Source organism: Streptomyces sp. RKAG290 (assembly GCF_023701695.1).
In the GTDB taxonomy this organism is placed as follows: domain Bacteria; phylum Actinomycetota; class Actinomycetes; order Streptomycetales; family Streptomycetaceae; genus Streptomyces.
The window spans coordinates 2,606,812-2,633,057 of record NZ_JAJOZC010000001.1 but is presented as its reverse complement, the minus strand read 5'-3'; the positions used below and the strand labels follow the sequence as shown (position 1 = coordinate 2,633,057).

At 73.3% G+C, this 26,246-nt stretch carries 17 protein-coding genes and 4 pseudogenes; 15 read left to right on the top strand and 6 right to left on the bottom strand.

Going from position 1 to position 26,246, the window contains the following annotated elements; all coding sequences use genetic code 11:
- Positions 1 to 93: 93 nt before the first annotated feature.
- Positions 94 to 954, bottom strand: coding sequence for an esterase/lipase family protein (locus LNW71_RS11145; protein WP_374119384.1), 861 nt, complete (start codon positions 952 to 954; stop codon positions 94 to 96).
- 401 nt (positions 955 to 1,355) lie between these two features.
- On the opposite strand from LNW71_RS11145, the gene LNW71_RS11140 reads away from it, so the two are divergent.
- Entirely contained in the window at positions 1,356 to 1,769 is a 414-nt protein-coding gene (locus LNW71_RS11140) for a cobalamin B12-binding domain-containing protein (protein WP_250968111.1), read from the top strand.
- Positions 1,770 to 2,062: 293 nt separating this feature from the next.
- On the opposite strand, the gene LNW71_RS11135 is transcribed toward LNW71_RS11140, so the two are convergent.
- Together LNW71_RS11135 and LNW71_RS11130 are read right to left on the bottom strand one after the other, a co-directional pair.
- The gene (locus LNW71_RS11135; protein WP_250968110.1) at positions 2,063 to 3,805 is read right to left on the bottom strand and encodes a DUF5691 domain-containing protein; all 1,743 of its coding nucleotides are present in this window, start codon (positions 3,803 to 3,805) and stop codon (positions 2,063 to 2,065) included.
- Positions 3,806 to 3,822: 17 nt separating this feature from the next.
- Positions 3,823 to 5,310 (bottom strand): SWIM zinc finger family protein, encoded by a 1,488-nt coding sequence (locus tag LNW71_RS11130; RefSeq protein WP_250968109.1) that lies wholly within the window; start codon positions 5,308 to 5,310, stop codon positions 3,823 to 3,825.
- A gap of 117 nt (positions 5,311 to 5,427) precedes the next feature.
- On the opposite strand from LNW71_RS11130, the gene LNW71_RS11125 reads away from it, so the two are divergent.
- From LNW71_RS11125 to sucD, 8 genes and pseudogenes are all read left to right on the top strand, one after another.
- Entirely contained in the window at positions 5,428 to 6,540 is a 1,113-nt protein-coding gene (locus LNW71_RS11125; protein WP_250968108.1) for an AAA family ATPase, read from the top strand.
- Positions 6,537 to 8,965 (top strand): annotated as a pseudogene (locus LNW71_RS11120) (DUF5682 family protein). The gene LNW71_RS11125 and the pseudogene LNW71_RS11120 overlap by 4 nt, the downstream one beginning before the upstream one ends.
- 127 nt (positions 8,966 to 9,092) lie before the next feature.
- Positions 9,093 to 10,234 (top strand): annotated as a pseudogene (locus LNW71_RS11115) (VWA domain-containing protein).
- A gap of 180 nt (positions 10,235 to 10,414) precedes the next feature.
- Positions 10,415 to 11,479 (top strand): hypothetical protein, encoded by a 1,065-nt coding sequence (locus LNW71_RS11110; RefSeq protein ID WP_250968107.1) that lies wholly within the window; start codon positions 10,415 to 10,417, stop codon positions 11,477 to 11,479.
- A gap of 108 nt (positions 11,480 to 11,587) precedes the next feature.
- Positions 11,588 to 12,493: a hypothetical protein gene (locus LNW71_RS11105; RefSeq protein WP_250968106.1), complete on the top strand. Its 906-nt coding sequence runs from the start codon at positions 11,588 to 11,590 to the stop codon at positions 12,491 to 12,493.
- A gap of 11 nt (positions 12,494 to 12,504) precedes the next feature.
- A complete protein-coding gene (locus LNW71_RS11100) occupies positions 12,505 to 12,708 on the top strand; it encodes a hypothetical protein (RefSeq protein ID WP_250968105.1) in 204 nt (67 codons plus the stop codon).
- 369 nt (positions 12,709 to 13,077) lie between these two features.
- Complete coding sequence (gene sucC / locus LNW71_RS11095; protein WP_250968104.1) at positions 13,078 to 14,259, top strand: ADP-forming succinate--CoA ligase subunit beta; 1,182 nt, start codon at positions 13,078 to 13,080, stop codon at positions 14,257 to 14,259.
- Between the two features lie 21 nt (positions 14,260 to 14,280).
- Positions 14,281 to 15,164: pseudogene (gene sucD, locus LNW71_RS11090) on the top strand (succinate--CoA ligase subunit alpha).
- A 110-nt stretch (positions 15,165 to 15,274) separates the two neighbouring features.
- Here sucD and LNW71_RS11085 read toward each other — a convergent pair.
- Positions 15,275 to 16,684, bottom strand: coding sequence for a helix-turn-helix domain-containing protein (locus LNW71_RS11085; protein ID WP_250968103.1), 1,410 nt, complete (start codon positions 16,682 to 16,684; stop codon positions 15,275 to 15,277).
- 125 nt (positions 16,685 to 16,809) lie between these two features.
- Between LNW71_RS11085 and LNW71_RS11080 the strand changes: the two genes are divergently transcribed.
- Positions 16,810 to 18,480, top strand: a complete 1,671-nt coding sequence (locus LNW71_RS11080; RefSeq protein ID WP_250971969.1) for a DUF6350 family protein — start codon at positions 16,810 to 16,812, stop codon at positions 18,478 to 18,480.
- On the opposite strand, the gene LNW71_RS11075 is transcribed toward LNW71_RS11080, so the two are convergent.
- A complete protein-coding gene (locus tag LNW71_RS11075) occupies positions 18,470 to 19,465 on the bottom strand; it encodes a hypothetical protein (protein ID WP_250968102.1) in 996 nt (331 codons plus the stop codon). The genes LNW71_RS11080 and LNW71_RS11075 overlap by 11 nt on opposite strands.
- A gap of 366 nt (positions 19,466 to 19,831) precedes the next feature.
- Here LNW71_RS11075 and purN point away from each other — a divergent pair, with 366 nt between their 5' ends.
- On the top strand, positions 19,832 to 20,488 hold the full coding sequence (purN, locus tag LNW71_RS11070; RefSeq protein WP_250968101.1) for a phosphoribosylglycinamide formyltransferase: 657 nt from the start codon (positions 19,832 to 19,834) through the stop codon (positions 20,486 to 20,488).
- Positions 20,475 to 22,028 carry a bifunctional phosphoribosylaminoimidazolecarboxamide formyltransferase/IMP cyclohydrolase gene (purH, locus tag LNW71_RS11065; RefSeq protein WP_250968100.1) on the top strand — a complete coding sequence of 518 codons (1,554 nt, stop codon included), beginning with the start codon at positions 20,475 to 20,477 and terminating at the stop codon, positions 22,026 to 22,028. The genes purN and purH overlap by 14 nt, the downstream gene beginning before the upstream one ends.
- An 82-nt stretch (positions 22,029 to 22,110) precedes the next feature.
- On the opposite strand, the pseudogene LNW71_RS11060 reads toward purH, so the two are convergent.
- A pseudogene (locus LNW71_RS11060) lies at positions 22,111 to 22,709 on the bottom strand (RDD family protein).
- A 227-nt stretch (positions 22,710 to 22,936) separates the two neighbouring features.
- Here LNW71_RS11060 and LNW71_RS11055 point away from each other — a divergent pair.
- The 3 genes from LNW71_RS11055 (at position 22,937) to LNW71_RS11045 (ending at position 26,089) form a co-directional block, all read left to right on the top strand.
- Entirely contained in the window at positions 22,937 to 23,803 is an 867-nt protein-coding gene (locus LNW71_RS11055) for a bifunctional methylenetetrahydrofolate dehydrogenase/methenyltetrahydrofolate cyclohydrolase (RefSeq protein WP_250968099.1), read from the top strand.
- Between the two features lie 20 nt (positions 23,804 to 23,823).
- Positions 23,824 to 24,513 carry a DUF3017 domain-containing protein gene (locus LNW71_RS11050; protein ID WP_250968098.1) on the top strand — a complete coding sequence of 230 codons (690 nt, stop codon included), beginning with the start codon at positions 23,824 to 23,826 and terminating at the stop codon, positions 24,511 to 24,513.
- Between the two features lie 451 nt (positions 24,514 to 24,964).
- On the top strand, positions 24,965 to 26,089 hold the full coding sequence (locus tag LNW71_RS11045; RefSeq protein WP_250968097.1) for an XRE family transcriptional regulator: 1,125 nt from the start codon (positions 24,965 to 24,967) through the stop codon (positions 26,087 to 26,089).
- Positions 26,090 to 26,246 lie beyond the last annotated feature (157 nt).

The window sequence follows — 26,246 nt, the reverse complement described above, 5'->3', positions numbered from 1 at the left end:
CACAGCCTTGGCTCTATGTTCGAAACCCGTTCTATTTGTGGGGCACCGTGCGGTGTTGACGGGGCGGCCGACGGCCCCGGAACCCCGCCGGGCTCAGGCCACGGATGCGGCGCCGGCGGTCCCGCGGGCCGGCTCCTGCGCGTCGAGCGCCTGACGGACTCCGGCGGCCACGGCCGGGTGTACGGGCAGCGCGAGATGGCCGATCCCGCTGACGCGGACGTTCGTCACGTCGAGGTCCGGGTGGACGATGCAGCCCGCCTCGGCCGGGACGATCACCTGGTCCAGCTCGCTCCAGAAGCTGACGAAGCGGGTGCGGCAGCCGGGGGCGGGCAGGCGCAGCTCCTCGATCGGGGCCGAGCCGCTGCGCATCTGACGCACGATCGGGTGCGCGCTGGCCAGGGGCGCGGCGGAGGTGCCGGCGTGCGGGGTGCCGAGAGTGACCAGGGTGCGCACCCGCTGGTCACCGCCCAGCCGTTGTACGTAGTAGCGCGCTATCAGGCCGCCCAGGCTGTGCCCCACGATGTCGATCTCGCGATGTCCGGTGCGGGCGCAGATCTCCTCGACGTGCCGGCCGAGCAACTCGGCGGCCGTCCGGATGTCGCAGGTCAGCGGGGAGTAGTTGAGCGACTCCAGATGGCGCCAGCCGTGCCGGGCGAGGGAGCGGCGCAGCAGGACGAATACGGAGCGGTTGTCGATGAAGCCGTGCAGGAGCACGACGGGCGGCCGGTCGGGGCGCACGGCGGGCAGCGTGGCGGTCCCGGCCGGAGCGGGGGCCGGGTCGGCCGGGCGTGGCGTGGTGTTGCGCTCGCCGGTGATGCCGGTGGGGTACAGCAGTGCGTGTCCGGCGAGCACCACCAGCTCCAGAGCGGTCGCTCTCAGCAGGGCGGACGGCAGCCAGGTGGTGCGCAGGAGCGACCGGCGCAGCAGTAGAGGAAGAAAGGGCAGGGCCATCATGGTCGACCTCCTGCTCCGGCACCCGGGTGAGGCGGCTCCTGTCCCGTATGCCCTCATGGGGCGCCGTGTCGGAGGTCCGGGCGGCCTGTCACCGACCGGGACCCGCCGCTCGCCGCGCCTCCGGTCACCTGCGGTGACGGCCGGCGGGCGGTCGGTGAGCCGTACCACCGTGCCGTGCGGCTGACGGCGCGGTGGTACGACGACCTCGTGCGGCTCCCCTGGCGGCCGGTCCCGCACGGCTGGAGTGCCGCATGCTGCGGGAGACGGTGCCCGGTGAACATGTCCCACGTGTGATTTCCCCCTCCCGGTCCACCGCGAAACAGCGGCTTGCGGGATGCTGTCGATAACGTTCGTTCACATCCCCGGCCCTTCAGGCACGGGAGACGCATGTGGAGGCAGTGATGGGTGTGACCGGTCCGATCCGTGTGGTGGTGGCCAAGCCGGGCCTCGACGGCCATGACCGCGGGGCCAAGGTGATCGCGCGGGCGCTGCGCGACGCCGGTATGGAGGTCATCTACACCGGGCTCCACCAGACGCCGGAGCAGATCGTGGACACCGCGATCCAGGAGGACGCCGACGCGATCGGCCTCTCGATCCTCTCCGGCGCGCACAACACGCTCTTCGCGAAGGTGATCGCTCTGCTCAAGGAGCGCGAGGCGGAGGACATCAAGGTCTTCGGCGGCGGCATCATCCCGGAGGCGGACATCGCACCGCTGAAGGAGCAGGGCGTCGCGGAGATCTTCACCCCGGGTGCGACGACGGTCGAGATCGTCGACTGGGTCAACACCCACGTCCGTCAGCCGGCGGGAGCCTGAACCCACCGCCGGCCAGGGAGTGCGGACGGGCCCGGGGTGTCCGGGCCCGGGTGTCCGGGTGTTCGGGTTTCCGGGACGGCGCCCGGTTCGAGGTGGCGCGGTCCGAGGTGGCGGCGCCCGGTTCGAGGTGCCGCCATGTCCTGTCTTCGAGGTGGCGCCATGTCCTGCTGTTCGGGGTGGGTGGGCGTGCCGGTCGATGCGCCCGGCCCAGCCCGGGTTGGGTAGCCGGGCCGGGCGGCCGGGCCTGGCCGGCCACGGGGTGAGGCCGTCGCGCGGTGACGGGCGCGCCCGTCCTACCGGTCCGGTGTCAGCTCCGCGTCCATCGTCGCGCGCAGCCGCAGGGTGGAGACCAGGCGCTGGAACGCCTCCGACCAGTAGCCGTTCGCTCCGGGCGACGCGTCCGCGGGTTCGTCGGGAGTCGTGGTGAGGACCTCCAGGCGGTCCGCCTCGGCCGGATTCAGGCAGCGTTCGGCGAGGCCCATCACCCCACTGAAGCTCCACGGATAGCTCCCCGCGTCCCGGGCGATGTCGAGCGCGTCGACGACGGACCTGCCGAGCGGCTCCGCCCAGGGGACCGGGCAGACCCCCAGCAGCTGAAAGGCCTCCGACAGGCCGTGGGCCGCGATGAACTCGGCTACCCAGCCGGCCCGTTCGGCGGCGGGCAGCACGATCAGAAGCTTCGACCGCTCGGCGAGTGACGCGGTACCCGGCCCGTTCGACGGGGGCGTGGAGGGGGCGCCGAGCAGGGCCCGGGCCCATTCCGGGTCCCGCTGCCGGACGGCGGCCCGGCACCAGGCGGCATGCAGTTCCTCGGTCCAGCCGTCGGCCACGGGCAGCGCGACGATCTCCCGCGCACCGCGGCCGCCGAACCGGGCCGGCCAGACGCCGAGCGGGGATGCCTCCACCAACTGGCCCAGCCACCAAGACCGTTCACCCCGCCCGGACGGCGGGAGCGCCACGACGCCGTCCCGTTGCATCGCCGTATCGCATTCGTGTGGGGCCTCCACGGTCACGAACGGTTCGGTGCCGGTCAGACCCGGGCTCACGCAGGACAGGGCGCGGGCCGCCATCCGCCCGGCGAGCGCCGATCCGGGAAGCGCGGAGAGCAACTCGGCCGCCGTCGCACGGACATTGCGGCTGCGGTCGGCGAGGGCGCGTTCCAGGAAGTCCTCATCGGCGCCGGAGAGCCCGGTGCGCAGGGAGTCGGCGAACATCAGCCGGTCCTCGGCCCGCTCCGTGGACCAGGTGGTGGCGAGCAGGGCGAGCGCGGCGCCGGCCTCATGCGCCCGTACGGCCGCGAGCAGGGCGACCCGTTCGGCGAACAGACCCTCCTCCCACAACCGGCGCACCGCTTCCGGGTCGGTCACATCGGGCAGCAGCGAGGTGCCGGACGCACCGCGCAGCGCGAACTTCCACTCGGGGTTCAGCCCGGCGAGCCACAGCCCGCGCGGTCCGGCGAACGCCAGTGCCTGCGGCCGCAGATCGGTCCGCGACCGGGCCGCGTCCAGCAGGGCGGGCAGCGCGGCGTCCGGCGCCCGGTAGCCGTGCACACCGGCGGTGGTCAGCCACTGCGGGATCAGCTCCGTCAGATCGGGTGCCGTGCCGCGCCGGCCGCCGGAACCGCTGGGTGCCGCCCGGTCCGCGAGCAGCCGGTCCAGCCGTCTCCGGGCGGCTTCGGGCAGGGGCGGCCGCGGGTCGGCGGGTGCGGGTTCGGGGCGAGGGGCCGCCGGTGCGGGCAGCAGGCCTGCCCGGCGCCGCACGGTGTGCAGCGCGGCGGCGTTCAGCAGGGCGGCTGCCGCGCCGTCCGGGCCGCCGGATGCCGTCCCGGGCGGGCGGCGGTCCGTGCCGAGCAGCGCCGAGGTGACCAGCTCCTCCCACGACGACATGGCGTCGAGCGTGCCGGTGGGGTCGACGGGTGCGGGTGTAGGTGTCGGCGCGGAGCCGGTGGTGGTGAGTGCGGGCGCGGGTGCGGGTGCCGGCACTGGTGTGGAGCCGGTGGCTGTGGGCGTGGTCATGGGCGCGGTGGTACGGGGCATCGCTCCTCCTCCAGGGTTCAGATGAGCGGCACGGTCGGCAGGGACTCGGTGGTGAGCGGCCTGGGGTGCGCCGTGGTGTGCGGCTCGGTGTGCGCCGTGGTGTGTGCGGACGCCATCGGCATCGCGTCACCTTCCTGGCGCGCGGCCGGCCACGTCGCGAGCGGATCGAAGCCACGGTGACCGCATTCGCCGAAGACGGTGAGCGGGCCGCCCCCGGAGAGCGCGACGAGCTTCCACAGCGCGGGCCGGGACAGCGCGGCGGTGGCGACGGGCAGGCCCGAATGACCCTCCGCGTCGATCAGTTGCCAGCCGTCCGGCGACGGCACGGGTATGACGTCGCGCAGGGTCACCGGCCAGGAGTCCAGCCAGGGGTCGTCGCTCAGGGCCCGCCCGTACGCGGCGATCGCCTCGGTGACCGTGACACCCGGCGGAGGCGGACCGGCCGGCGCCGGCAGCCCGAACTGCGGGCCCAGCTCGGCCCGTAGCTGTCCGGACCCGGGATAGGGCGTGAGCTCGGCGTCGATGGTCACGCCGACGGGCAGGGCCTGCCCGGGGGAGCGGCCGGCGGCCCCGAAGGACAGCAGCAGCGCGGTGCGGCCCGACTCCCTTCCGTACAGCCAGATGCGGCGGGTGACGATCTTGCCCTCGGGGGTGTCGTACTGGGCGAGGACCAGCCAGTGGTCACGGACCGGCGGGCCCTCGGCGGCAGCCGTCAGCCCGACCCGGGTGCGGACCGTGGCCGCCAGTGCTTCCGGCAGCCGGTCGACGCCCAGCCAGGCCGTGTCCAGCAGGTGCAGCAGCGCGCACTCCTCCAGCAGCCGGACCGGCCAGCCCGGCCCTGATGCCGGGATCGCACCCAACTCCCGCACCCGGCCCGCCAGACCGGGCGCCTGTGCGTCGACCATGCGGGCCGCGGTCTCCTCCCACAGCCCGTACCCCGACTGCTCGGCCGCGGCCAGGCCGCCGCGCACCAGGTCGGTCAGGCGCTGCTCCAGCTCCTGCGCACCCCCGCCGATCCGCTCGGCCCGGCGCTCGGCCCGCCGTCGGGCGGCGGCCGGATCGGCGGGCCCGGCCGCCGCACCGCCACCGCCGTCCGGCCGCCCCTCAGCCTTCGCCGCCTCCGCGCGGCGGCGGCGGCCGTCCAGCCACTCACCGGCCCAGTCCGGCGGGTCGGCGGCCGGAACCGCCGTTTCGTCGGACGCCCGGAGCAGCAACAGGCCCAGCGCGTGCTTGCAGGGGAACTTCCGGCTGGGGCAACTGCACTTGTACGCGGGGCCGGTGGTGTCGATCACCGTCCGGTACGGCTTGCTCCCGCTGCCCCGGCACAGACCCCACACCGCACCCGGACCGTCCCACCCGGTGTCCGACCACGGCCCGGCCGAACCGAGCTTGTTCCCCGCCTTGCGTGAAGCGTCGTCAGGAGCCAGGGCCAGGACCTGCTCCACCGTCCAGCGCGCCGCCGCAGCGGCGGTGCGCAAGGGTTCTCCCCCGTCAGTCAGCAGCATGGGAACGACGGTAGGCCGCACCACTGACAACCGGCTCCGACCTGCGGGAAGGCCGATTGTCAGTGCCATGGTGCACCGTGGGAACCACATCGGGTCGACCGATCTGGAGGGGGTTCCATGACCGTGTCCGAAACCACCGCAACCGCAGGCGCCGAGGCGCTGCGTCCACATGCCGAGGACGCCTTCGCCGACGAGCTGAAGGCACTCGCGGCCGCCGACGACCGCCCGCGGCCCGCCCGTTGGCTGCTGTCGCCCTGGGCCGTCGCCACGTATCTGCTCGGCGGCACCCTGTCGGACGGGACGGTGATCACACCCAAGTACGTGGGCCCGCGCCGCCTCGTCGAAGTCGCCGTCACCACGCTCGCCACCGACCGGGCACTGCTGCTCCTCGGCGTACCAGGCACCGCCAAGACCTGGGTCTCCGAGCATCTCGCCGCCGCCGTCAGCGGCGACTCGACCCTCCTCGTCCAGGGCACGGCGGGCACACCCGAGGAAGCGGTCCGCTACGGGTGGAATTACGCGGAGCTGCTCGCGCACGGCCCCAGCCGCAAGGCGCTGGTCCCCAGCCCGCTGATGCGCGCCATGTCCGAGGGCATGACCGCCCGCATCGAGGAACTCACCCGCATCCCCGCCGATGTGCAGGACTCGCTGATCACCATCCTGTCGGAGAAGACGCTGCCCCTGCCCGAACTGGGCCAGGAGGTGCAGGCCGTCCGCGGTTTCAACGTCATCGCCACGGCCAACGACCGCGACCGCGGGGTCAACGAACTGTCCAGCGCGCTGCGCCGCCGGTTCAACACCGTGGTCCTGCCGCTGCCGGCGACACCCGAGGCGGAGGTCGACATCGTCGCCCGGCGCGTCGACCAGGTCGGCCGCTCGCTCGACCTGCCGTCCGCGCCCGACGGCCTCGCGGAGATCCGCCGCGTGGTCACCGTCTTCCGCGAGCTGCGCGACGGGGTCACCACCGACGGCCGCACCAAGCTCAAGTCCCCTTCCGGGACGCTGTCCACGGCCGAGGCCATCTCCGTCGTCACCAACGGCCTCGCGCTCGCCGCGCACTTCGGTGACGGGGTGCTGCGCCCCGGTGACGTCGCGGCCGGCATCCTCGGCGCGGTCGTCCGGGACCCGGCGGCCGACCGGGTGGTCTGGCAGGAGTACCTGGAGACCGTGGTGCGCGAGCGGGACGGCTGGAAGGACTTCTACCGCGCCTGCCGTGAGGCCTCCGTATGACCGGCACCCCGCGCCCCGGCGGGCCGCTGCTGCTGGGGGTGCGGCACCACGGCCCCGGCTCGGCCCGCGCCGTCGGCGCCGCACTGGACGCCGCCCGCCCGCGCGCGGTACTCGTCGAGGGCCCGCCCGAGGGCGACGCGCTGCTGCCGCTCGCCGCCGACGAGCAGATGCGGCCGCCCGTCGCGCTGCTCGCCCATGCGGTGGACGACCCCGGACGGGCTGCCTTCTGGCCGCTCGCCGAGTTCTCCCCGAATGGGTCGCGATCCGCTGGGCCCTGGCCCACGGCGTGCCGGTCCGCTTCATCGACCTGCCGGCCGCCCACTCCCTGGCCATGACGGAGGAGGAGGAGCGCGGGGGGCCGACCGAACAGGCCGAGGACGCGGGCCCGGCGGCCGTGCCGCTCGACCCCGTCCGGCTACTGGCCGAGACCGCGGGCTACGACGACCCCGAACGCTGGTGGGAGGACGTCGTCGAACACCGCGCCCACGACGGCGGACCCGGTGACCCGTTGGCACCCTTCGCCGCCCTCGGCGAGGCGATGACCGCCCTGCGCGAGGTGTACGGGGACGGCGGCCACCCCCGGGACGGGGTCCGCGAGGCGTACATGCGGATCCAGTTGCGCGCGGCGCGCAAGGAGTTCGGGGACGGCGTCGCCGTGGTCTGCGGCGCCTGGCACGTGCCGGCGCTCGAAGCGAGGACGACACTCGCCGCCGACCGGGCTCTCCTCAAGGGACTGCCCAAGGTCAAGGCCGAACTGACGTGGGTGCCCTGGACCCACCACCGGCTCGCCCGGCACAGCGGGTACGGGGCGGGGATCGACTCACCCGGCTGGTACGCACACCTCTTCGCCGCCCCGGACCGCCCGATCGAACGCTGGATGACCAAGGTCGCGGGGCTCCTGCGCGACGAGGACCGGTTCGTGTCCTCCGCCCACGTCATCGAGGCCGTCCGGCTCGCCGAGACCCTCGCCGCCATGCGGGGCCGGCCGCTGGCCGGGCTGAGCGAGACGACCGACGCGGTCCGGGCCGTGATGTGCGAGGGCTCCGACATGCCGCTCGCACTCGTCCGGGACCGGCTGATCGTCGGTGGCGCCCTCGGCGAGGTGCCGGACACCGCGCCCGCCGTCCCGCTCCAGCGCGATCTCACCCGGCAGCAGCGCACTCTCCGCCTCAAACCGGAGGCGGCCGAAAGGGAGATGGAGCTCGACCTCCGCAAGGACACCGACGCCGCCCGCAGTCGGCTGCTGCACCGGCTGCGGCTCCTCGGCGTCGGCTGGGGCGAACCCACCGAAGGCCGGGGGAGCACCGGCACCTTCCGGGAGAGCTGGCGGCTGCACTGGGAGCCCGAGTTGTACGTACGCGTCGCGGAGGCGGGCGTATGGGGGACCACCGTGCTCTCCGCCGCGACCGCCCGGGCCGAGTCGGACGCCCTGGCGGCCACCGCCCTCGCCGAGGTGACGGCACTCGCCGAACGGTGCCTGCTGGCCGAACTCCCCGACGCACTGCCCGTCGTGATGCGAGTGCTCGCCGACCGCGCCGCGCTCGACACGGACGTCGGTCATCTCGCCGACGCCCTGCCCTCCCTGGCGCGCACCCTGCGCTACGGGGACGTCCGGTCCACGGACACTGCCGCTCTCGGGGAGGTCGCGGCCGGACTCGCGGAGCGGATCTGCGTGGGACTGCCTCCCGCCTGCACCGGCCTCGACGCCGACGGGGCCGCCGAGCTGCGCCGCCGGGTGGACGGCGTCCACACGGCGATCGGACTGCTCGCCGGCGCCGTACCGGCGAACGCGGACGGGCTGCGCGAACGCTGGAGAGCGGCGCTGCACAAGCTCGCCACCCGGGACACGGTCGCGGGCGTGATCCGGGGCCGGGCCGCCCGGTTGCTGCTCGACGACGGGCACCTCGCACAGGACGACGCGGCCAGGCTGATGAGCCTGGCCCTGTCCCCCGGCACACCGCCCGCCGACGCCGCGGCCTGGATCGAGGGCTTCGTCGGCGGGGCGGCAGGCGGCGGCATGCTCCTGGTCCACGACGAGAGGCTGCTCGCCCTGGTCGACGCCTGGCTCACCGGGGTTCCCACCGACACCTTCACCGATGTGCTTCCCCTGCTGCGCCGCACCTTCTCGGCGTACGAGTCAGGCGTCCGGCGCACGCTGGGCGAGCTCGTCCGACGCGGACCGGCCGCCGCCGGGGGAGCGGCGCGCACCGGCACGGTTCCGGGCGGCGGGACGACGGCACCCGGATTCGGTCCCGTCCTCGACGGCCCACGCGCGGACGCGGTGGTGCCGGTACTCCGCCTCCTGCTCGGACTGGACGCGCATACGGACGCGTATCCGGCTGCGGATTCGCATGCGGAGGCGGGCGCGGCCCGGTCCGCAGCGGGACACCAGACCACCGACGAGCCGCTGGGGGCAACGGGATGACGACCGACAGCACCGAGGCCGCGAACACCTCCGCCGGCACCGCAGCCGCGACGGCGGAGGGGCCACCACCCTGACAGCGCCCCCGGCGCGCGTCGCGGACGAGGGCGAACGGCTGCGGCGCTGGCGCATGGTGCTCGGCGCGGACAGTGCGGAGAGCACCGGCTGCACGCTCACCGGACGCGACGCCGCGATGGACAGCGCCTTGACCGCGCTGTACGAGGGCGGAGGCAGGACGGGCGGCCGCGGCGGCAGCGGTCGCTCGGCCGGACTGGGCGCCTCGGCGCCCTCCGTGGCCCGCTGGCTCGGCGACATCCGTACGTACTTCCCGAGCTCCGTCGTCCAGGTCATGCAGCGCGACGCCATCGACCGCCTCGGACTCTCCGCGCTCCTGCTCGAACCGGAGATGCTGGAGGCCGTGGAGGCGGACGTCCATCTTGTCGGCACCCTGCTCTCGCTCAACAAGGTCATGCCCGAGACGACGAAGGAGACCGCGCGCGCCGTGGTGCGCAAGGTCGTCGAGCAACTGGAGAGCCGGCTCACCAACCGCACCCGGGCCGCGCTCACGGGGGCGCTGGACCGCTCCGCGAAGATCAGCCGCCCGCGCCACCACGACATCGACTGGAACCGCACCATCCGGGCCAACCTCAAGAACTACCTGCTCCTGCCGGGGAGGACGGGGCCGGCACGATCGTGCCGGAGCGGCTCATCGGCTACGGGCGCGCCGCGCAATCGGTGAAGAAGGAGGTCATCCTCTGCATCGACCAGTCCGGTTCGATGGCGGCCTCCGTGGTGTACGCCTCGGTCTTCGGCGCCGTGCTCGCCTCCATGCGCTCCCTGCGGACCAGGCTCGTCGTCTTCGACACGGCCGTCGTCGATCTCACCGACCAGCTCGACGACCCCGTCGACGTGCTCTTCGGCACCCAGCTAGGCGGCGGCACCGACATCAACCGGGCACTCGCCTACTGCCAGTCCAGAATCAGCCGCCCCGCCGACACCGTCGTCGTACTCATCAGCGACCTCTACGAGGGCGGCATCCGCAACGAGATGCTGAAGCGGGTCGCGGCGATGAAGGCGTCCGGGGTGCAGTTCGTGACCCTGCTCGCCCTCTCCGACGAGGGCGCACCCGCCTACGACCGCGACCACGCGACGGCACTCGCCGCGCTCGGCGCTCCGGCCTTCGCCTGTACGCCCGACCTCTTCCCGGACGTGATGGCGGCCGCGATCGAGAAGCGGGCACTGCCCATACCGGACAAGGAGACCCATCAGTAACAGGGGACTTGCGTGACCCCGGGCGACTCGTGCAAGCATCGTCCCGTCGTACGCGGAGGGATGTATTCCGCGTACGCGGAATCCGGAGAGGACTCATTCCCGCGTGACCACGGCAGTTGTCCGTCCAGCCAGCGACCCGCGCCCCGGCGCGGGCCGGCCGGTCGGCGTGCGCTGCAGGTGGTGCTCTTCGTCGGCGGTCTGCTGGCACTGGGCCTGCTCTTCGGAACCCGGGCCCACGCGGAACAACAGCCGCTGCCACAGCTGCGCGGCGCCACGTCCGCGGCGGGTGCGGCTGCGAGCGGGTCCGCATCGGACGTGCGCGAATCGGCCTCCGCTGTACGCGGGTCCGCTGCGGGTACGCGCGAATCGGTCCCCGCCGTACGCGAGTCGGCTTCGGCTGCGCACACGTCGGACTCGGCTGTGGGCAAGTCCGACTCGGGAGCAGTGGCCGACTCGGGAGCACCTGCCGTCCCGTCAGCACCGGCCGCCCCGGTCGCGGAGCATGAGCAGGTGGCCCCGGCCGCCCAGCCCACGCCTGCAGCCGGGGCCGGGCCCGCGTCCGCAGCCGTCCGCCCGGCCGCCGGCCCGGTGCGTGACACGGTCCGTCCGGTGGTGCAGCCGGCCCGGGACGTGGTCCGTCCCGTCGCCAAGCCGGTCCGGCAACTGGCCCGGCCCGGCGGTCAGGTCGCCGGGAAGGCTCTCGACGCGGCCGTCACCGCCGTCCTCGACACCACCCGTCCGGCCACCCGGCCGCTCGCGGGCGTACTGCCCCTGCCGGAACTGCCGTTGCCGGGACTTCCGCTCCCGGAACTGCCGTTGCCAGGACTCCCGCTCCCGGGCACGCCGCTGCCGGCCACCCCGGAGGCCCCGGTCGCAGGCGCGTACCCGGCACCGGGCGCGGCCGACAGTGCCGCCCGGCGCCCGGCAGTGGCGCGACCCGCAGCCGTGCCGATGTCCCCGGCGTACCTCGCGCGGGACGGGTTCCCCGTTCCGCGCGAGGCGGCGGGCGCCGCTCACCGGGCAGTCGCGACCGACCCCCGGCCGGTGCATCGGGAGCCCCTCGGTCCCGGTGGTGAGCAGGGCGGTTCCGCGTCCGCCGAGGTCCATCACCCCCGCGGTGGTGACCAGCCCGCCGTCTCCGGAACGGGCGACACCTCCTTCGGGCTCGTCCGCGGCGCCGGTCTCCCGGCGACCGTCGCGCCGGTCCGTGACAGGTCGGCCGACATCCTCGAATTCCCCGGCTAGGGCAGACCCTTCCCCCGCCCCGACCTGCCGCGCGGGGGCGGAACAGGTCTGCCCGCCGTCCGGACGTGCTCCGGATCAAGACATGAATTCGAAGGATCTGACACACACATGCACAAGAACATCCGCCGTTCCATAGCCGTCGCCGCAACCGCCACCGGTATGTGGGCCCTCGGCACCGCCGCCGCCAGCGCGGACGAACTGCCCGTTTCCCTCCCGCTGTCCACCCCCGACCACGCGGCCGACGTCTCCGATGTCGCCGACGTGATCAACGGTGTCGACGGCGACGACGTCGTCGGCAAGGCCGAGGGACTCACGGACACCGCACAGGCCAAGGCGGCCGACGCGACAGCCGACGCGAGGGCCGCGGTCCGGAACGCCGCGGCCGGCCACGCGGCCGACCGGGCCGGCCTCGCCGGTCACACCCCGGAGGCCGGGGACCAGGTGACGGGCGCCGTCGAGAAGGCCGCAGGCACCACCGCGGACAGGGTCACCGGCAGCCACTTCGGCACGCCCGCCCCCGAGGCGCCGGTCGACTACCTCTTCGGCCCGATCGAGCAGCTCCCCGGCTACGGCCCGGACCACCTGCGGACAGCCGCCCCCGGCGCGCTGGACACCGGCGTCGACACGGCCCTGTCCACGACGCGGAGCACGGCCAAGGCCACCACCGAGGGCGCCCTCACCCAGGCCGCACCGGTCGTCGGGCAGACCTCCGACGCCGTGCTGCCGCCCGTCGTCGCCGATGTCGTCTCCGGGGTGCTGCCGGTCGTCGGACAGGCGCTCGGTGATGTCTCCACCCTCGTCCAGGGAGTCGTCGGCGAGGTCACGCCGTTCGCCGACGGAGTCGTGACGCACGCCGCCGCGCCGTTCGTGCAGGGCGTGACGACCGAGGTGCAGCCGCTGGCGTACGGAGTGACCGGCGCGGTCCAGCCGTTCGCCGAGGGTGTCGTCTCCGAGGTCCCGCCGCTGGCCCAGGGCCTGACGGGCGACGCGGTCGGCCCGTTCGCGCAGGGGTGACCACCCGGGTGATGCCGCTGGCACAGGGCGTCGGCGCCGAGGCCCGGCCCTTCGCGGGCGGTCTCGTGGGCACCGTCGGCGACGACGCCCGTCCGACCGTGGCGAACGCGGCGTACGGCGCCCAGGGCCTGACCTCGGTCACGCCCGACTACGTCTCCGGCACCCTCGCGGCGCTGCCGTCGGTGGCTCCGGCATACCCGGTGCAGGGCATCTGAGACTCCCCGCGCGCCACCCGTAGCACCGGGAACCGAGCCCGGTGACGTGCCGGGCGGCCTCCCCCGGTCCGGTCCCCACAGGTCCGGACCAGGGGACGCCGCCCGGTCCACCGGTGGCCGGCCGGCGTGGTGCGGTGCCGTTTTGTCCACTGCGACCCGGCCACCAGCGCGATCTGTGACCGTAATCACCGCCCAGGTGTGATCTGCGATTTAGGGTCCTGCGGGGCTCGGGGATAACCTGCGAGACGGACATGCCGCGTATTCGGTCACCGTGTGCGCCTTCCTTGTGACAGAGCAGTCACGTTGCCCCTCGCGGCACGCCCACGCAGAAAACCAACCGCGAGACCATTTGATAAGGGACGGACGCGCGTGGACCTGTTCGAGTACCAGGCGAGGGACCTCTTCGCCAAGCACGGTGTACCGGTGCTGGCCGGTGAAGTGATCGAGACGCCTGAGGCAGCCCGCGAGGCGACCGAGCGGCTGGGCGGCAAGTCGGTCGTCAAGGCGCAGGTGAAGGTCGGCGGCCGAGGCAAGGCCGGTGGCGTCAAGCTGGCCGCCGACCCCGACGAGGCGGTCGCCCGGGCGACCGACATCCTCGGCATGGACATCAAGGGCCACACGGTCCACAAGGTGATGATCGCCGAGCTGTCCCCGGAGATCGAGGCGGAGTACTACGTCTCGTACCTCCTCGACCGCACCAACCGCACCTTCCTGGCCATGGCCTCGGTGCAGGGCGGCATGGACATCGAGGAGGTCGCGGAGAAGACCCCCGAGGCCCTCGCGAAGGTCCCGGTCAACGCCGTCGACGGGGTTGACATCGTCAAGGCCCGCGAGATCGTGGCCCAGGCGAAGTTCCCGGCCGACGTGGCCGAGGGTGTCGCCGAGGCCATGGTGACCCTGTGGGACACCTTCGTCGCCGAGGACGCCCTCCTCGTCGAGGTCAACCCGCTGGTGAAGACCAAGGACGGCCGGATCCTGGCCCTGGACGGCAAGGTGTCTCTCGACGAGAACGCCGACTTCCGTCAGCCGGAGCACGAGGCGCTCGAGGACAAGGCCGCAGCCAACCCGCTCGAGGCTGCTGCCAAGGCCAAGAACCTCAACTACGTCAAGCTCGACGGCGAGGTCGGCATCATCGGTAACGGTGCCGGTCTGGTCATGTCGACCCTGGACGTCGTCGCGTACGCCGGTGAGGTCCACGGCAACGTGAAGCCCGCCAACTTCCTCGACATCGGTGGCGGCGCCTCCGCGGAGGTCATGGCGAACGGCCTCGAGATCATCCTCGGCGACCCGGACGTCAAGTCCGTCTTCGTCAACGTCTTCGGCGGCATCACCGCCTGCGACGAGGTCGCCAACGGCATCGTCCAGGCGCTCGAGCTGCTCAAGACCAAGGGCGAGGCGGTCACCAAGCCGCTCGTCGTGCGCCTTGACGGCAACAACGCGGAGCTGGGTCGCAAGATCCTCTCCGACGCCAACCACCCGCTCGTTCAGCGTGTGGACACCATGGACGGCGCGGCCGACAAGGCCGCCGAGCTCGCCGCGGCTGCGAAGTAAGGAAGAGGGACTCAGACCACCATGGCTATCTTCCTCACCAAGGACAGCAAGGTCATCGTCCAGGGGATGACCGGCGCGACGGGCATGAAGCACACCAAGCTCATGCTCGCCGACGGCACCAACATCGTCGGCGGCGTGAACCCGCGCAAGGCCGGCACCTCCGTCGACTTCGACGGCAACGAGGTCCCGGTCTTCGGTTCCGTCAAGGAAGCGATCGAGAAGACCGGCGCGAACGTGTCCGTCCTCTTCGTGCCGCCGGCCTTCTCGAAGGCCGCCGTCGTCGAGGCGATCGACGCCGAGATCCCGCTGGCCGTCGTCATCACCGAGGGCATCGCCGTTCACGACTCGGCCGCCTTCTGGGCGTACGCCAACGCGAAGGGCAACAAGACCCGGATCATCGGTCCGAACTGCCCCGGCCTGATCACCCCCGGTCAGTCCAACGCCGGCATCATCCCGGGCGACATCACCAAGCCCGGCCGCATCGGTCTCGTGTCGAAGTCCGGCACGCTGACCTACCAGATGATGTACGAGCTCCGTGACATCGGCTTCTCGTCCGCCGTCGGCATCGGTGGCGACCCGGTCATCGGTACGACGCACATCGACGCCCTCGCGGCGTTCGAGGCCGACCCCGAGACCGACCTGATCGTCATGATCGGCGAGATCGGCGGCGACGCCGAGGAGCGTGCGGCGGACTTCATCGCGAAGAACGTCACCAAGCCGGTCGTCGGTTACGTCGCGGGCTTCACCGCCCCGAGGGCAAGACCATGGGCCACGCCGGCGCCATCGTCTCCGGCTCCTCCGGCACCGCGCAGGCGAAGAAGGAGGCCCTCGAGGCCGCCGGCGTCAAGGTCGGCAAGACGCCGACCGAGACCGCCAAGCTGGCACGCGAGATCCTCGGCGCCTGACGCCTCACCGCGTCGGAGCACCACCGCAGGAACGCGTCACCGCACAGAGAAGCGGGCCCGTACCCCCGATCAGGGGGGACGGGCCCGCTTCTCTGTGCGCAGTGCCCGGGTCAGCCGACGCCGGGAACCAGCCGGGCGGGACCGCGCACGAGCTCGCTGCCGAGCTTCTTCTGCACCTTCCTGTCCTGCGGCGTCAGCTTCTGCGGACCGCCTCGCGGCGGCACACCGCCGACCCGCTGCGCGGGTGAATCGGGTGTCCGGTACTCCCTCGGAGCCGTGGCCAGGGTGATCAGCGTCAGGCCGATCAGCAGCACGGTGAACGCGATGGCTGCCCGCGTCCAGAGCTGCGCCTTGCGTTCGCTCCCGGTACGGATCAGCTCAGGCACCGGCAGCGAGGAGGCGGGCTGGGCGAGGGCGAGTGCGCCGAGCCGCTCGTGCAGCAGCGCGGACTGCTCGTCCGGCGACGCCGGCTTCGCCAGCTCGGGCAGCTGCTCGGCGACGGCCGCCCGCGCGGTCACCAGCCGCCCCGCCGCTGCCGGAGTGCTCGCCTCCGTCTCCGCCGCGGTCTCCGGCAGTCCCAGCCCGACACCGTCGTGGAGCAGCAGCGTGCGCCGGTAAGAGGGCGGCAGGGCCAGCAGCGCGTCGAGCAGGGCGCGCGGGCCGGGTGCCTCGGGGGGCGGATCGGGACGGCGGTGTTCGCGCCGCAACCGGTGCCACGGCGACATCGCGTGCTCGTAGGCGGCCGCGCGTACCCAGCCCACCGGGTCCCGGTCCACGGCGACCTCCGGCCAGCGCTGCCAGGCCAGCTCGAAGGCCTTGGCGACGGCCTCGCGGGAGAGGTTGCGGCGGCCGGTCAGCAGATACGTCTGCCGGAACAGCGCGGCCGCGGCGTGCCGGTACAGGGCGTCGAACGCCTCGTCGGGCGAGAGCCCGGCCTCGGTCACGCCCTCGCCGCTGCCCTCGTGCTCACCGCCGCCCTCGCCGCCACCGCCAACGCCACCGCCACCGTCGCCGGCGCTGTCGCCGGGGGTGGCGGGACCTGTGGGCGTGGCCCCGCCCACGTCGGGCGGGTCGGGTGTGGTCCCGGTGTCGGTCGTGGCCATGGCGTCGCTCCCGGTGGCTTCGACGGGGGCCGGCGGGAGGGGCTGCGGCGACGGCGTCACGGGCTCGGCCGCGGGGGGTGCGGACTCGGCGGGCTGCCCGGCCGCTGCGGGCGCCGCCGGGCGGGCCGCCTGTTCGGCGGCAGCCTTCGACCAGTTGTCCGGAGCCTCCGGCTTGACGTCGGAGGTGGCGGGAGCGGACTGCGCGCCGCTGGATCCGATCAGCCTGGCGTACGCCTCGCGCTTGCGACCCCGCGGACTGGTGCGGCCCGTTTCCCAGGCCCGGACCGTGGCCCGGGTGACCCCCACAGCCGCTGCGACCTGCTCCTCACTCAGTGACTTCGCCTCCCGCAGCCTGCGGCGCTCCTTGGGCGAGGGGAGCGGATGGGCAGCGGCCGTGCCGGTCGTGCTCTGCGTCATGAGGGCTCCCCGCACGGCCTGCACTGGGTGAAAAAGTACATAAACGTATATTGAGCGACACAACGGCCATTCGCCCGTTACACGGAATAAGCGCGTGTCGTTGGGAGCATTGCGGCGTGACCCAAGTGACCGAACGCAGCCCGTCGTTGTCGGCAGAGCAGGGGCGGTCGGCCGTACTGGCCTCGGCGCTGCTGCGTGGGGCGGTCGCGGCCGGGCTCGGACTGGGCTCCGTCGCCATGTCCGTCATGGTGCTGTGGATCAGTTCCCCGGACTCCGTCAGCGGTCCCGGCGAGGCCCTGCATGCGGCCGCCGGCCTCTGGCTGCTCGCGCACGGCGCCGAACTGATCAGAACCGACACCCTGACCGGTGCCCCGGCACCCGTCGGCGTCGTCCCCCTGCTGCTCGGGGCCCTGCCGGTCTGGCTGGTGCACCGCGCGGCCAGGGACGTGCTGGAACCCGACGAGGGCCGCGGCGCCCCCTCGCCCGGGAGCGCGTTCGCCCTGGTGGCGGGCGGCTATCTGCTCGTCGGGGCGGCGGTCGCGCTCTATGCGCGGGGCGCGTCGCTGTCCGCCACCCCGCTCTCTCTGCTGTTCCCGTCGGTGGTCGTGGTGGCGGGTGCGGCGGCGGCCGGGGTGTGGACGGCCGCCGGGCGCCCGCTCGGGCCGCCGCCGTCCTGGGCGCCGGTGCGGCTGCACGAGGCGATGGCACGCTCCCGGTTCGTGCGGCGGGCGGACGTGGTGGGCCGGTCCGCGGCGGCCGGGGTGATGGTCCTGCTCGGTGGCGGCGCACTCGTGGTCGCGGCGGCGCTCGTGTGGCACGCGGAGCCGGTCCAGGAATCCTTCCTGCGGCTCTCCGGTGAGTGGGCCGGGCGGATCGCGGTGCTGCTGCTGGCCCTGCTGCTGGTGCCGAACGCGGCGGTGTGGGGTGCCGCGTACGGGCTCGGGCCCGGGTTCGCGGTCGGTACCGCCTCCACGGCCACCCCGATGGCCTTCGAGGGCCGGCCGGCGCTGCCGGACTTCCCGCTGCTGGCCGCGTTGCCGGCCGGGGGTGCGGGGACACCGCTGAACTGGGCGGCCGCCGCGGTGCCGGTCGCCGCCGCGCTCACGATCGCCTGGTTCACCGTACGACGGGCGGCGCCCGCCCACGGGGTGCGCGAGGAGGCGTGGAGTCTGCGGGAGACCGCACTCACCGCCGCGCTGGGGGCGCTCGGGTGCGGGATCGGCGCGGCGCTGCTGGCGGCGGCGGCCGGCGGACCGCTGGGGACCCATGCACTGGCGGAGTTCGGCCCCGTGTGGTGGCTGACGGGGGCAGCGGCCCTGGTGTGGACGGCGGGACTGGGTGTCCCGGCGGCGCTGCTGCTGCGGGCCTGGCGGCTGCGTGTGCGCACGGCACCCGGCCAGCCGGAGGCCGAGGCGGCGGCCGGCGGTCCGGATGCCGCGCGAGAGAAGCCGGGGACGGGGGAGGCGGGCGAGGAGGCCGGGCCTGCCGCGCGCAGGTGGTGGCAGTGGCGGAGCCACCGAAAGGGGTGGCAGTGGCTGAGTCGCCGAAAGGCGGCACCGGAGACGGACGCCGGCGCGGACTCCGCTCCCGACCACGGTCCCGCATCCGCATCCGCGTCCGCATCGGTGCCGGGTCGCCCCACCGCGCGGCCGGACCGGGGCGACCCGGATGACGAGGACTTCGATCCGTACGACTTCCTGCCGACGGACCCCTGGCACGCGAAGGGGTCCGACGAGGGTTCGGCCGGGCCGGCGGAGGCCGGGCCGGGCGAACCGCCGGCGGACGCTACTTCTTGACGCCGAAGAGGGGTTCCAGCGGCTTCGGAAGCAGATCGTTGCAGGAGAGCTGGCCCGACTTGGTGAGGGCGTCGTTCACGCAGGTGTAGTAGTCCCGGTAGACCAGCTGCACCGTGAACGACGTCGCGACGATCGCCAGGGCGATCAGCGCCGTGACCAGACCGCTGACCGCGGCCGTCGTCTGCTGCCGGCTGCCGCGTTGGACGAGGCCGGTGCCGGGCGCTGCCGGTGCGGCCGCGGATCCCGGTGCCTGGTCCGGCCCGGAAGCGGCACCGGGCCCGGGACCGAAGGGATCGGCACGGGGAGCCGTAGCCGATCCGGCCCCCTCCCCGGTGGCCGACGGGGCCTTCGGCTTGGCCCGGAGCGCGCTGATGGACCAGTAGGTCGCGAGCGCGCCCAGCAGCAGGGCGATCTCCGGGAGATCGAAGAGCGCGAAGAAGAAGGCCCACATACCGGAGAGCAGTGCGTAGCGGGCGCGGCGCTGGACCGGGTCGGTCGGGTCCCAGCGCATGCCGCCGGAGCTGCCTTCCGGTCCGCCCCGGCCGCCGCCCTGTCCGTTCGGCCCGGTGGGGCCGTTCGGACCGGCGGGCCCGCCGCCGAAGCCGCCGCTCTGGCGCCCGGGCTGGTGGCTGCTCCACTGGCTGCCCCAGACGGGCCGCTTGTCCGCGGACCCGTCCTCGGGTGCGTCCCCGCCGTCCCCGCCCTCGCCGTTGCCGTTGCCGTTGCTGTCGCCGTTGACCGGGTGGCGCGGCTGCCACGGCTGGTCGGGGCGGTTCTCCGGCGGCGGGGCGAAGGGGTTGTCGTCCTCGGGGCGGGCTCCGGAGGAGCCCGAGGACCCGGACCCCGACGGCGAAGAGGCGGACGAAGAGTCAGAGGAGGAGGAAGAAGAGGGGCCCGGCGTGGGGGACTGGCGCTCCCGCATCAGCAGGGAGGCCGGCTCGGGCAGCGGGTGGCGGAAGGCGGTGCGGCGGCGTCGGTCCGGCATATGGTGAACGTCTTCCCCATCTCGTCATTTCCGCCCTGCGGACGGCTCGCTGTCCCTGACGCTACCTCCCGGCGAGGAGGGGCCGAAAGCTGGGAGTACAGGCGTGGTGGCCGACAGCTGCCACCCCGGGACCGCCCGCTCCCGTCGAGCCGGCGGCCCCCGGTCCTTCACCCCCGTCCCGCAGGGGCCTCGCAAGGTGCCGGTATCGTTGCTGACGGTCGGCTCGTTCGTAGAGTTCCCCGTATCGGGGGGCGTACTTCTTTCGTATGACCGTACAAACAGCATGGCCGCCGCTCCGCCGCACCCGCAACGCGGCAGGCGGTACGGCAGCTTCGAACTGCTCCACACGCGAGAAAGGGCCCAGCCGTGGCCTCCCCGCCCTCCTCCGCCGCCCCGGCCCGCCTGGTCGTGCTGGTATCCGGTTCCGGTACGAACCTCCAAGCCCTGCTCGACGCGATCGGTGCCGACCCCGAGGGGTACGGCGCGCAGGTCGTGGCGGTCGGCGCGGACCGGGACGGTATCGCCGGCCTGGACCGGGCCGCACGTGCCGGGATCCCCACGTTCGTGTGCCGGGTCAAGGACCACGCGTCACGCGAGGAGTGGGACGCCGCACTCACCGGGGCCACCGCCGGGCACCGCCCGGACCTCGTCGTCTCCGCGGGCTTCATGAAGATCGTGGGCAAGGAGTTCCTCGCCGGATTCGGCGGCAGGTTCATCAACACCCACCCCGCCCTGCTCCCCAGCTTTCCCGGTGCCCACGGCGTGCGTGACGCGCTCGCGTACGGCGTGAAGGTCACCGGGTGCACCGTCCACTTCGTCGACGACGGCGTCGACACCGGTCCGATCATCGCGCAGGGCGTGGTCGAGGTGACCGAAGAGGACACCCCGGAGGGTGAAGCAGCTCTCCACGAACGCATCAAGGAAGTCGAGCGCAAGCTGCTCGTCGAGGCCGTGGGGCGGCTCGCCCGTGACGGCTATCGCATTGAGGGACGAAAGGTTCATCTCGGTCATGTCGGTGAATAAGCCCATCCGCCGCGCCCTGGTCAGTGTCTACGACAAGACGGGGCTCGAAGACCTCGCGCGCGGTCTCCACGAGGCGGGTGTCGAGCTGGTCTCCACCGGCTCCACCGCCGGGAAGATCGCGGCCGCCGGCGTGCCGGTCACCAAGGTCGAGGAGCTCACGGGCTTCCCCGAGTGCCTCGACGGCCGCGTCAAGACGCTGCACCCGCGCGTCCACGCCGGCATCCTGGCCGACCTGCGCCTGGACGCCCACCGCGAGCAGCTCGCCGAGCTGGGCGTGGAGCCGTTCGACCTGGTGGTCGTCAACCTCTACCCGTTCAAGGAGACCGTCGCCTCCGGCGCATCCGCCGACGAGTGCGTCGAGCAGATCGACATCGGCGGGCCCTCCATGGTCCGGGCGGCAGCCAAGAACCACCCGTCGGTCGCCGTCGTCACCAGCCCCGGTCGCTACGCCGACGTGCTCGCCGCCGTCAAGGCGGGCGGCTTCGACCTGACGGCCCGCAAGCGGCTCGCCGCCGAGGCCTTCCAGCACACCGCCGCGTACGACGTGGCCGTCGCCTCCTGGTTCGCCGCCGACTACGCCGCCGCCGACGACTCGGGCTTCCCCGACTTCTTCGGCACGACGTACGAGCGCGGCAACGTCCTGCGCTACGGCGAGAACCCGCACCAGCCCGCCGCGCTGTACACCTCCGGCACGGGCGGCCTGGCCGGCGCCGAGCAGTTGCACGGCAAGGAGATGTCGTACAACAACTACACGGACACCGACGCCGCGCGCCGGGCCGCGTACGACCACGCCGAGCCGTGCGTCGCGATCATCAAGCACGCCAACCCGTGCGGCATCGCGATCGCCGACGACATCGCCGAGGCGCACCGCAACGCGCACGCCTGCGACCCGCTGTCGGCGTACGGCGGCGTCATCGCGGTCAACCGCCCGGTGAGCGTCACCATGGCCGAGCAGGTCGCCGACATCTTCACCGAGGTCATCGTCGCCCCGGCGTACGAGGACGGCGCGGTCGAGGTCCTCACCCGCAAGAAGAACATCCGCGTGCTGCGCTGCCCCCAGGCCCCGTCGGCCCAGGTCGAGGTCAAGCCGATCGACGGCGGCGCACTGCTCCAGGTCACCGACCGCCTCCAGGCCGACGGCGACGACCCGGCCAACTGGACGCTCGCCACCGGCGAGGCGCTGAACGCCGACGAGCTGCGGGAGCTGTCCTTCGCCTGGAAGGCGTGCCGCGCGGTGAAGTCCAACGCGATCCTGCTCGCCAAGGACGGTGCCTCGGTCGGCGTCGGCATGGGCCAGGTCAACCGCGTCGACTCCGCGAAGCTCGCCGTCGAGCGCGCGGGTGAGGAGCGGGCGCGAGGCGCGTACGCGGCCTCCGACGCCTTCTTCCCCTTCCCCGACGGGCTGGAGATCCTGACCGCGGCCGGCGTCAAGGCCGTGGCCCAGCCGGGCGGTTCGGTCCGCGACGAGCTGGTGGTCGAGGCCGCGAAGAAGGCGGGCGTGACGATGTACTTCACGGGCACCCGGCACTTCTTCCACTGAGTCGCTCGCACGGCACGACCGAGGGCCGTAACCCCACGCGATCCGCGTCGGGTTACGGCCCTCGGGTCCGTCCGGGAGCAGGTCAGCCGACCTTGACCACCAGGGTGGAGCAGATCTTGTCCGCGAACGTCTGCTTCTTCGGGTCCCACGCCGGCCACAGCCACCCGATGTAGCAGGCGATGCTGTCCACGAAGTGGGCGAGGTAGCGGACGAAGGCCATGCCGAAGCCCAGGGGCTGTCCGTCGGCCTCGCGCAGCAGGCTGATGCCGAGGGCCTTCTTGCCGATGAACTGCCCGGTGGTGCCCTCCTTGTACAGCTTGAAGAGGCCGAGCCCGATGCCGACGAGGATGCCGAGCATGGCTATGGCGGAACCCGCGCCGCCACCCACAGCGGCACCGATGCCGACGAGGATGCCGTAGGGGATGGAGATGACCAGGCCGTCGAGCAGGAGGGCGGCGAACCGGCTCCACCAGCCGGCGAACTGCGGCTGACCGCCGTAGCCGGGCTGCTGCGGGTAGCCGTAGCCCTGCTGGGGCACGCCGGGCTGCTGCGGGTAGCCGTAGCCGGGCTGGCCCTGCTGCGGCACGCCCTGGGGGGCCTGCGGGTAGCCGTAGCCCGGCTGGCCCTGCGGCGGCTGTCCGGGCTGCTGCCCGTAGGGTTGTTCGGGTCGCCGAAGCTCATGTGGGCGTTTCCTCCAAGGACGTACGGGGACAAATCGCGGCCGCGTGGAGGAAGAAAAAGACAGCGGTCCGCCCCCGGGTACTTCTGCGGCACTGCGGCCTTCATCGTTATAAGCGGGAAGTAAGTTTGTCCAGCCGCAAGGGTCGGAAGTTGTCCAATTGCAATCTTGTGTCCACGGGGGACACCTGCAATTGGTCCGTGGGCGGGGTCATCCGCGAGAATGCCCCATGACTGCCCAGATTCTCGATGGCAAGGCCACCGCAGCCGCGATCAAGTCCGATCTCACCGTCCGCGTGGCGGCCCTCAAGGCCCGGGGTATCACCCCTGGCCTGGGAACCCTGTTGGTCGGGGACGACCCGGGCAGCAGGTGGTACGTGAACGGCAAGCACCGTGACTGCGCCCAGGTCGGCATCGGCTCGATCCAGCGCGAACTCCCCGACACCGCCACCCAGGAGGAGATCGAGGACGTCGTACGGGAACTCAACGACGACCCCGAGTGCACCGGTTACATCGTGCAGCTCCCCCTCCCCAAGGGGATCGACACCAACAAGGTCCTGGAACTGATGGATCCGGCCAAGGACGCCGACGGCCTGCACCCGATGAGTCTCGGCCGCCTCGTGCTCAACGAGACGGGCCCGCTGCCCTGCACCCCGCAGGGCGTCGTGCAGCTGCTCCGTCACCACGGTGTGGAGATCAACGGCGCGCACGTCGTGGTCGTCGGACGCGGCGTCACCATCGGCCGGTCGATCCCGCTGCTGCTGACCCGTAAGTCCGAGAACGCCACGGTCACCCAGTGCCACACCGGTACGCGCGACCTCTCCGCCCAGCTCCGGCAGGCCGACATCATCGTCGCCGCCGCCGGTGTGCCCCACATCATCAAGCCCGAGGACGTGAAGCCGGGCGCGGCCGTGCTCGACGTCGGCGTCAGCCGGGACGAGAACGGCAAGATCGTCGGCGACGTGCACCCGGGCGTGGCCGAGGTCGCCGCCTGGATCTCGCCGAACCCGGGCGGTGTCGGCCCGATGACCCGCGCCCAGTTGCTCGTCAACGTGGTCGAGGCGGCCGAGCGCGACGCCGCCCCGTCCGCAGGCTGATCCGATCCGGAAGGAACCCCATGGGTGCTGGTACGAGTCCGGCCGACCGGGCCGCCTCGGCGGACGGGCCGGCCGGCGAGCAGGCCGAGGACGCGGCAGCGGGTAAGGGCGAAGCCGAAGCCCCGGCAGAGGCCGAAGCCCCGGCCGGCGGCGCGGTCGTCACCCCGGCGGAAGGCGAAGCCCCGGCTGCCGGCGGTGTGGCCGATGCCCCGGCCGACGGTGCGTCAACAGCGCAGGGGGACGGCGCGGACGGCCGCACCGGAAGTCACCCGGCACCCGGCCCCGATCCGGAGCCCGAGGCCCCCGCCGGGCGTCGCTCCAGGCGGTTCCCGTCGTTCACCAGGGACACCGCGCGGCCCGAGGGCGGCGGCCGGGCGGCGGACCGGGACGCACCGGCACCCGCCCGCCAGTGGCCGTTGCTCGCGGTGCTCTGCACGGCCGGGATCGGCCTGCTGATCGTGGCCGTCGACGGCTTCGAGCAGGCCTTCCGGGTCGGCACGATACTGATCGGCGTGGCGCTCATCGGGGGAGCGGCGCTCCGGCTCCTCGTCCCGTCGGTGGGCATGCTCGCGGTGCGCTCCAGGTTCACCGACCTGGTGACGTACGGACTGCTGGGCGTCCTCATCGTGATGCTCTCGCTGATGGCGCAGCCCAAGCCGTGGCTGGACGTCCCGTTCCTGGAGAACGCCGTCCACTTCACGATCCGCTGAACCCGCGCAGGGCCGGCGCCCGTCCCCTCCCCCGAGGAGGGACGGACGCCGGAGGCGGGGCGCACCGGAGCGAAAAGCTCCGGAATGCGGCGAGTTGAGCGGCCTTGCCCCGTCCTGACTTCAGCCTTGTGGACGGGGCGCGCCGGAACAAGGGATGACTGCGGCCTGTGGCACGGAAGTGACCATTCCGCCACGGTGTGATCGTCAGGCAACGGTGGCAGACTGACCCGGCGGACAGGGGCAGGGGCGCGCATGGACGCGCGCCGGACCCCCGAGTGCAACCGTGCGCTCCCTCCCCAGGAACTGGCAGTCCGCGTTCGCGCATCTACCTGGGTAGTTCGGAACGGAAGACCACCGGTTCCGGACAGGGGGCAGGGCGGCGAGCGCTGCGCCGGGTGCGTCCGGGGCTGCGGAGGCCGAAACGAAGCGACGTGGGAAGCAGGGGGAAGCAATGCCTCGTTGGAAGGCGCTGCCGGAGGATCTCGACCCGCAGGTCCGGGAGTTCGCCGGACAGCTGCGCAGACTCGTCGACCGCAGTGGGCTGAGCCTCGCCGCGGTGGCCGACCGCACGGGGTACAGCAGGACGTCGTGGGAGCGGTATCTGAACGGGCGGCTGCTCGCGCCCCGGGGCGCGATCGTCGCGCTGGCCGAGGTGACGGGCACCAACCAGGTGCACCTGAACACCATGTGGGAGCTGGCGGAACGGGCCTGGAGCCGTGCCGAGATGCGCCACGACATGACGATGGAAGCCATCCGGATAACCCAGGCGCGGGCTGCGCTCGGTGAGACGGGGCAGCCGTCGCGCGGCCACGGCAGGAGCCGCCCCTCCGGCGCCGTCGGCACGGCCGAGGGCGCGGGCGGCACGGCACCGGGCCTGTCCGGCGGGGGCCGTTCGCCGTCCGTACCGCTCCAGCGCGGATCCGTACCGCGGGTGCCGCAGCAGCCGCAGGCCCGGCCGGGCCCGGGGACGCAGGCGGGATTCGGCCTGCCGCCCGAAGCGGCCGTCCACGCGGGCGTCGCGGGCGCCGACGGCCGGCCGCCCTCCCGACGTGACGGTGGCCGGGGCCAGGGGCGTGAGAAGGGCCGCCGCACCCCGCTCGTGATCGCCGCCGCCGCGGTGGGCGTCCTGCTCGTGGTGACCGGCGTGGTGCTGCTGACCGGCTCGGGCGGTGACTCCGAGGGCGACAGGGCCGCCCCTTCCCCGACACCGACGGCCAGCGCGCCGAAGCTGCCGGCCGGGGTCGGGTGCAGCGGCCCCCGCTGTGCCGGACAGGACCCCGAGGAAATGGGCTGCGGCGGCGAGTACGCCCGTACCCTCTCCAGCGCCACCGTCGGCGGAAGCCTCGTCGAGGTGCGCTACAGCAAGACCTGCGCGGCGGCGTGGGCCCGGATCACCAAGGCGGCCGCGGGCGACACCGTGCGGATCACCGCGGGTGGGGCCGGGCAGGACGGCACCGTCTCCGCCGCCGTCGACACCTACACCCCGATGGTCGCCGTGCGGCGGGTCGCCGACGTCAAGGCGTGCGCCACCCTTGCCACCGGCACGAAGGGGTGCACGGCCGAAGCTGCCGGCTGAGCGGCGAGCGACGATCGGCTGAGCGGCGAGTGAGCGGGCGAGGAGCGACCGGGCGCGCGGGGAGAACCGGTTGAGCGGGGAGTGACCGGTTGTGTGCGGTGCCACAGGGGGGCGGGCAGTCACCGGGTTCCGGGTCGGATAGCCTGATCGCCGGATA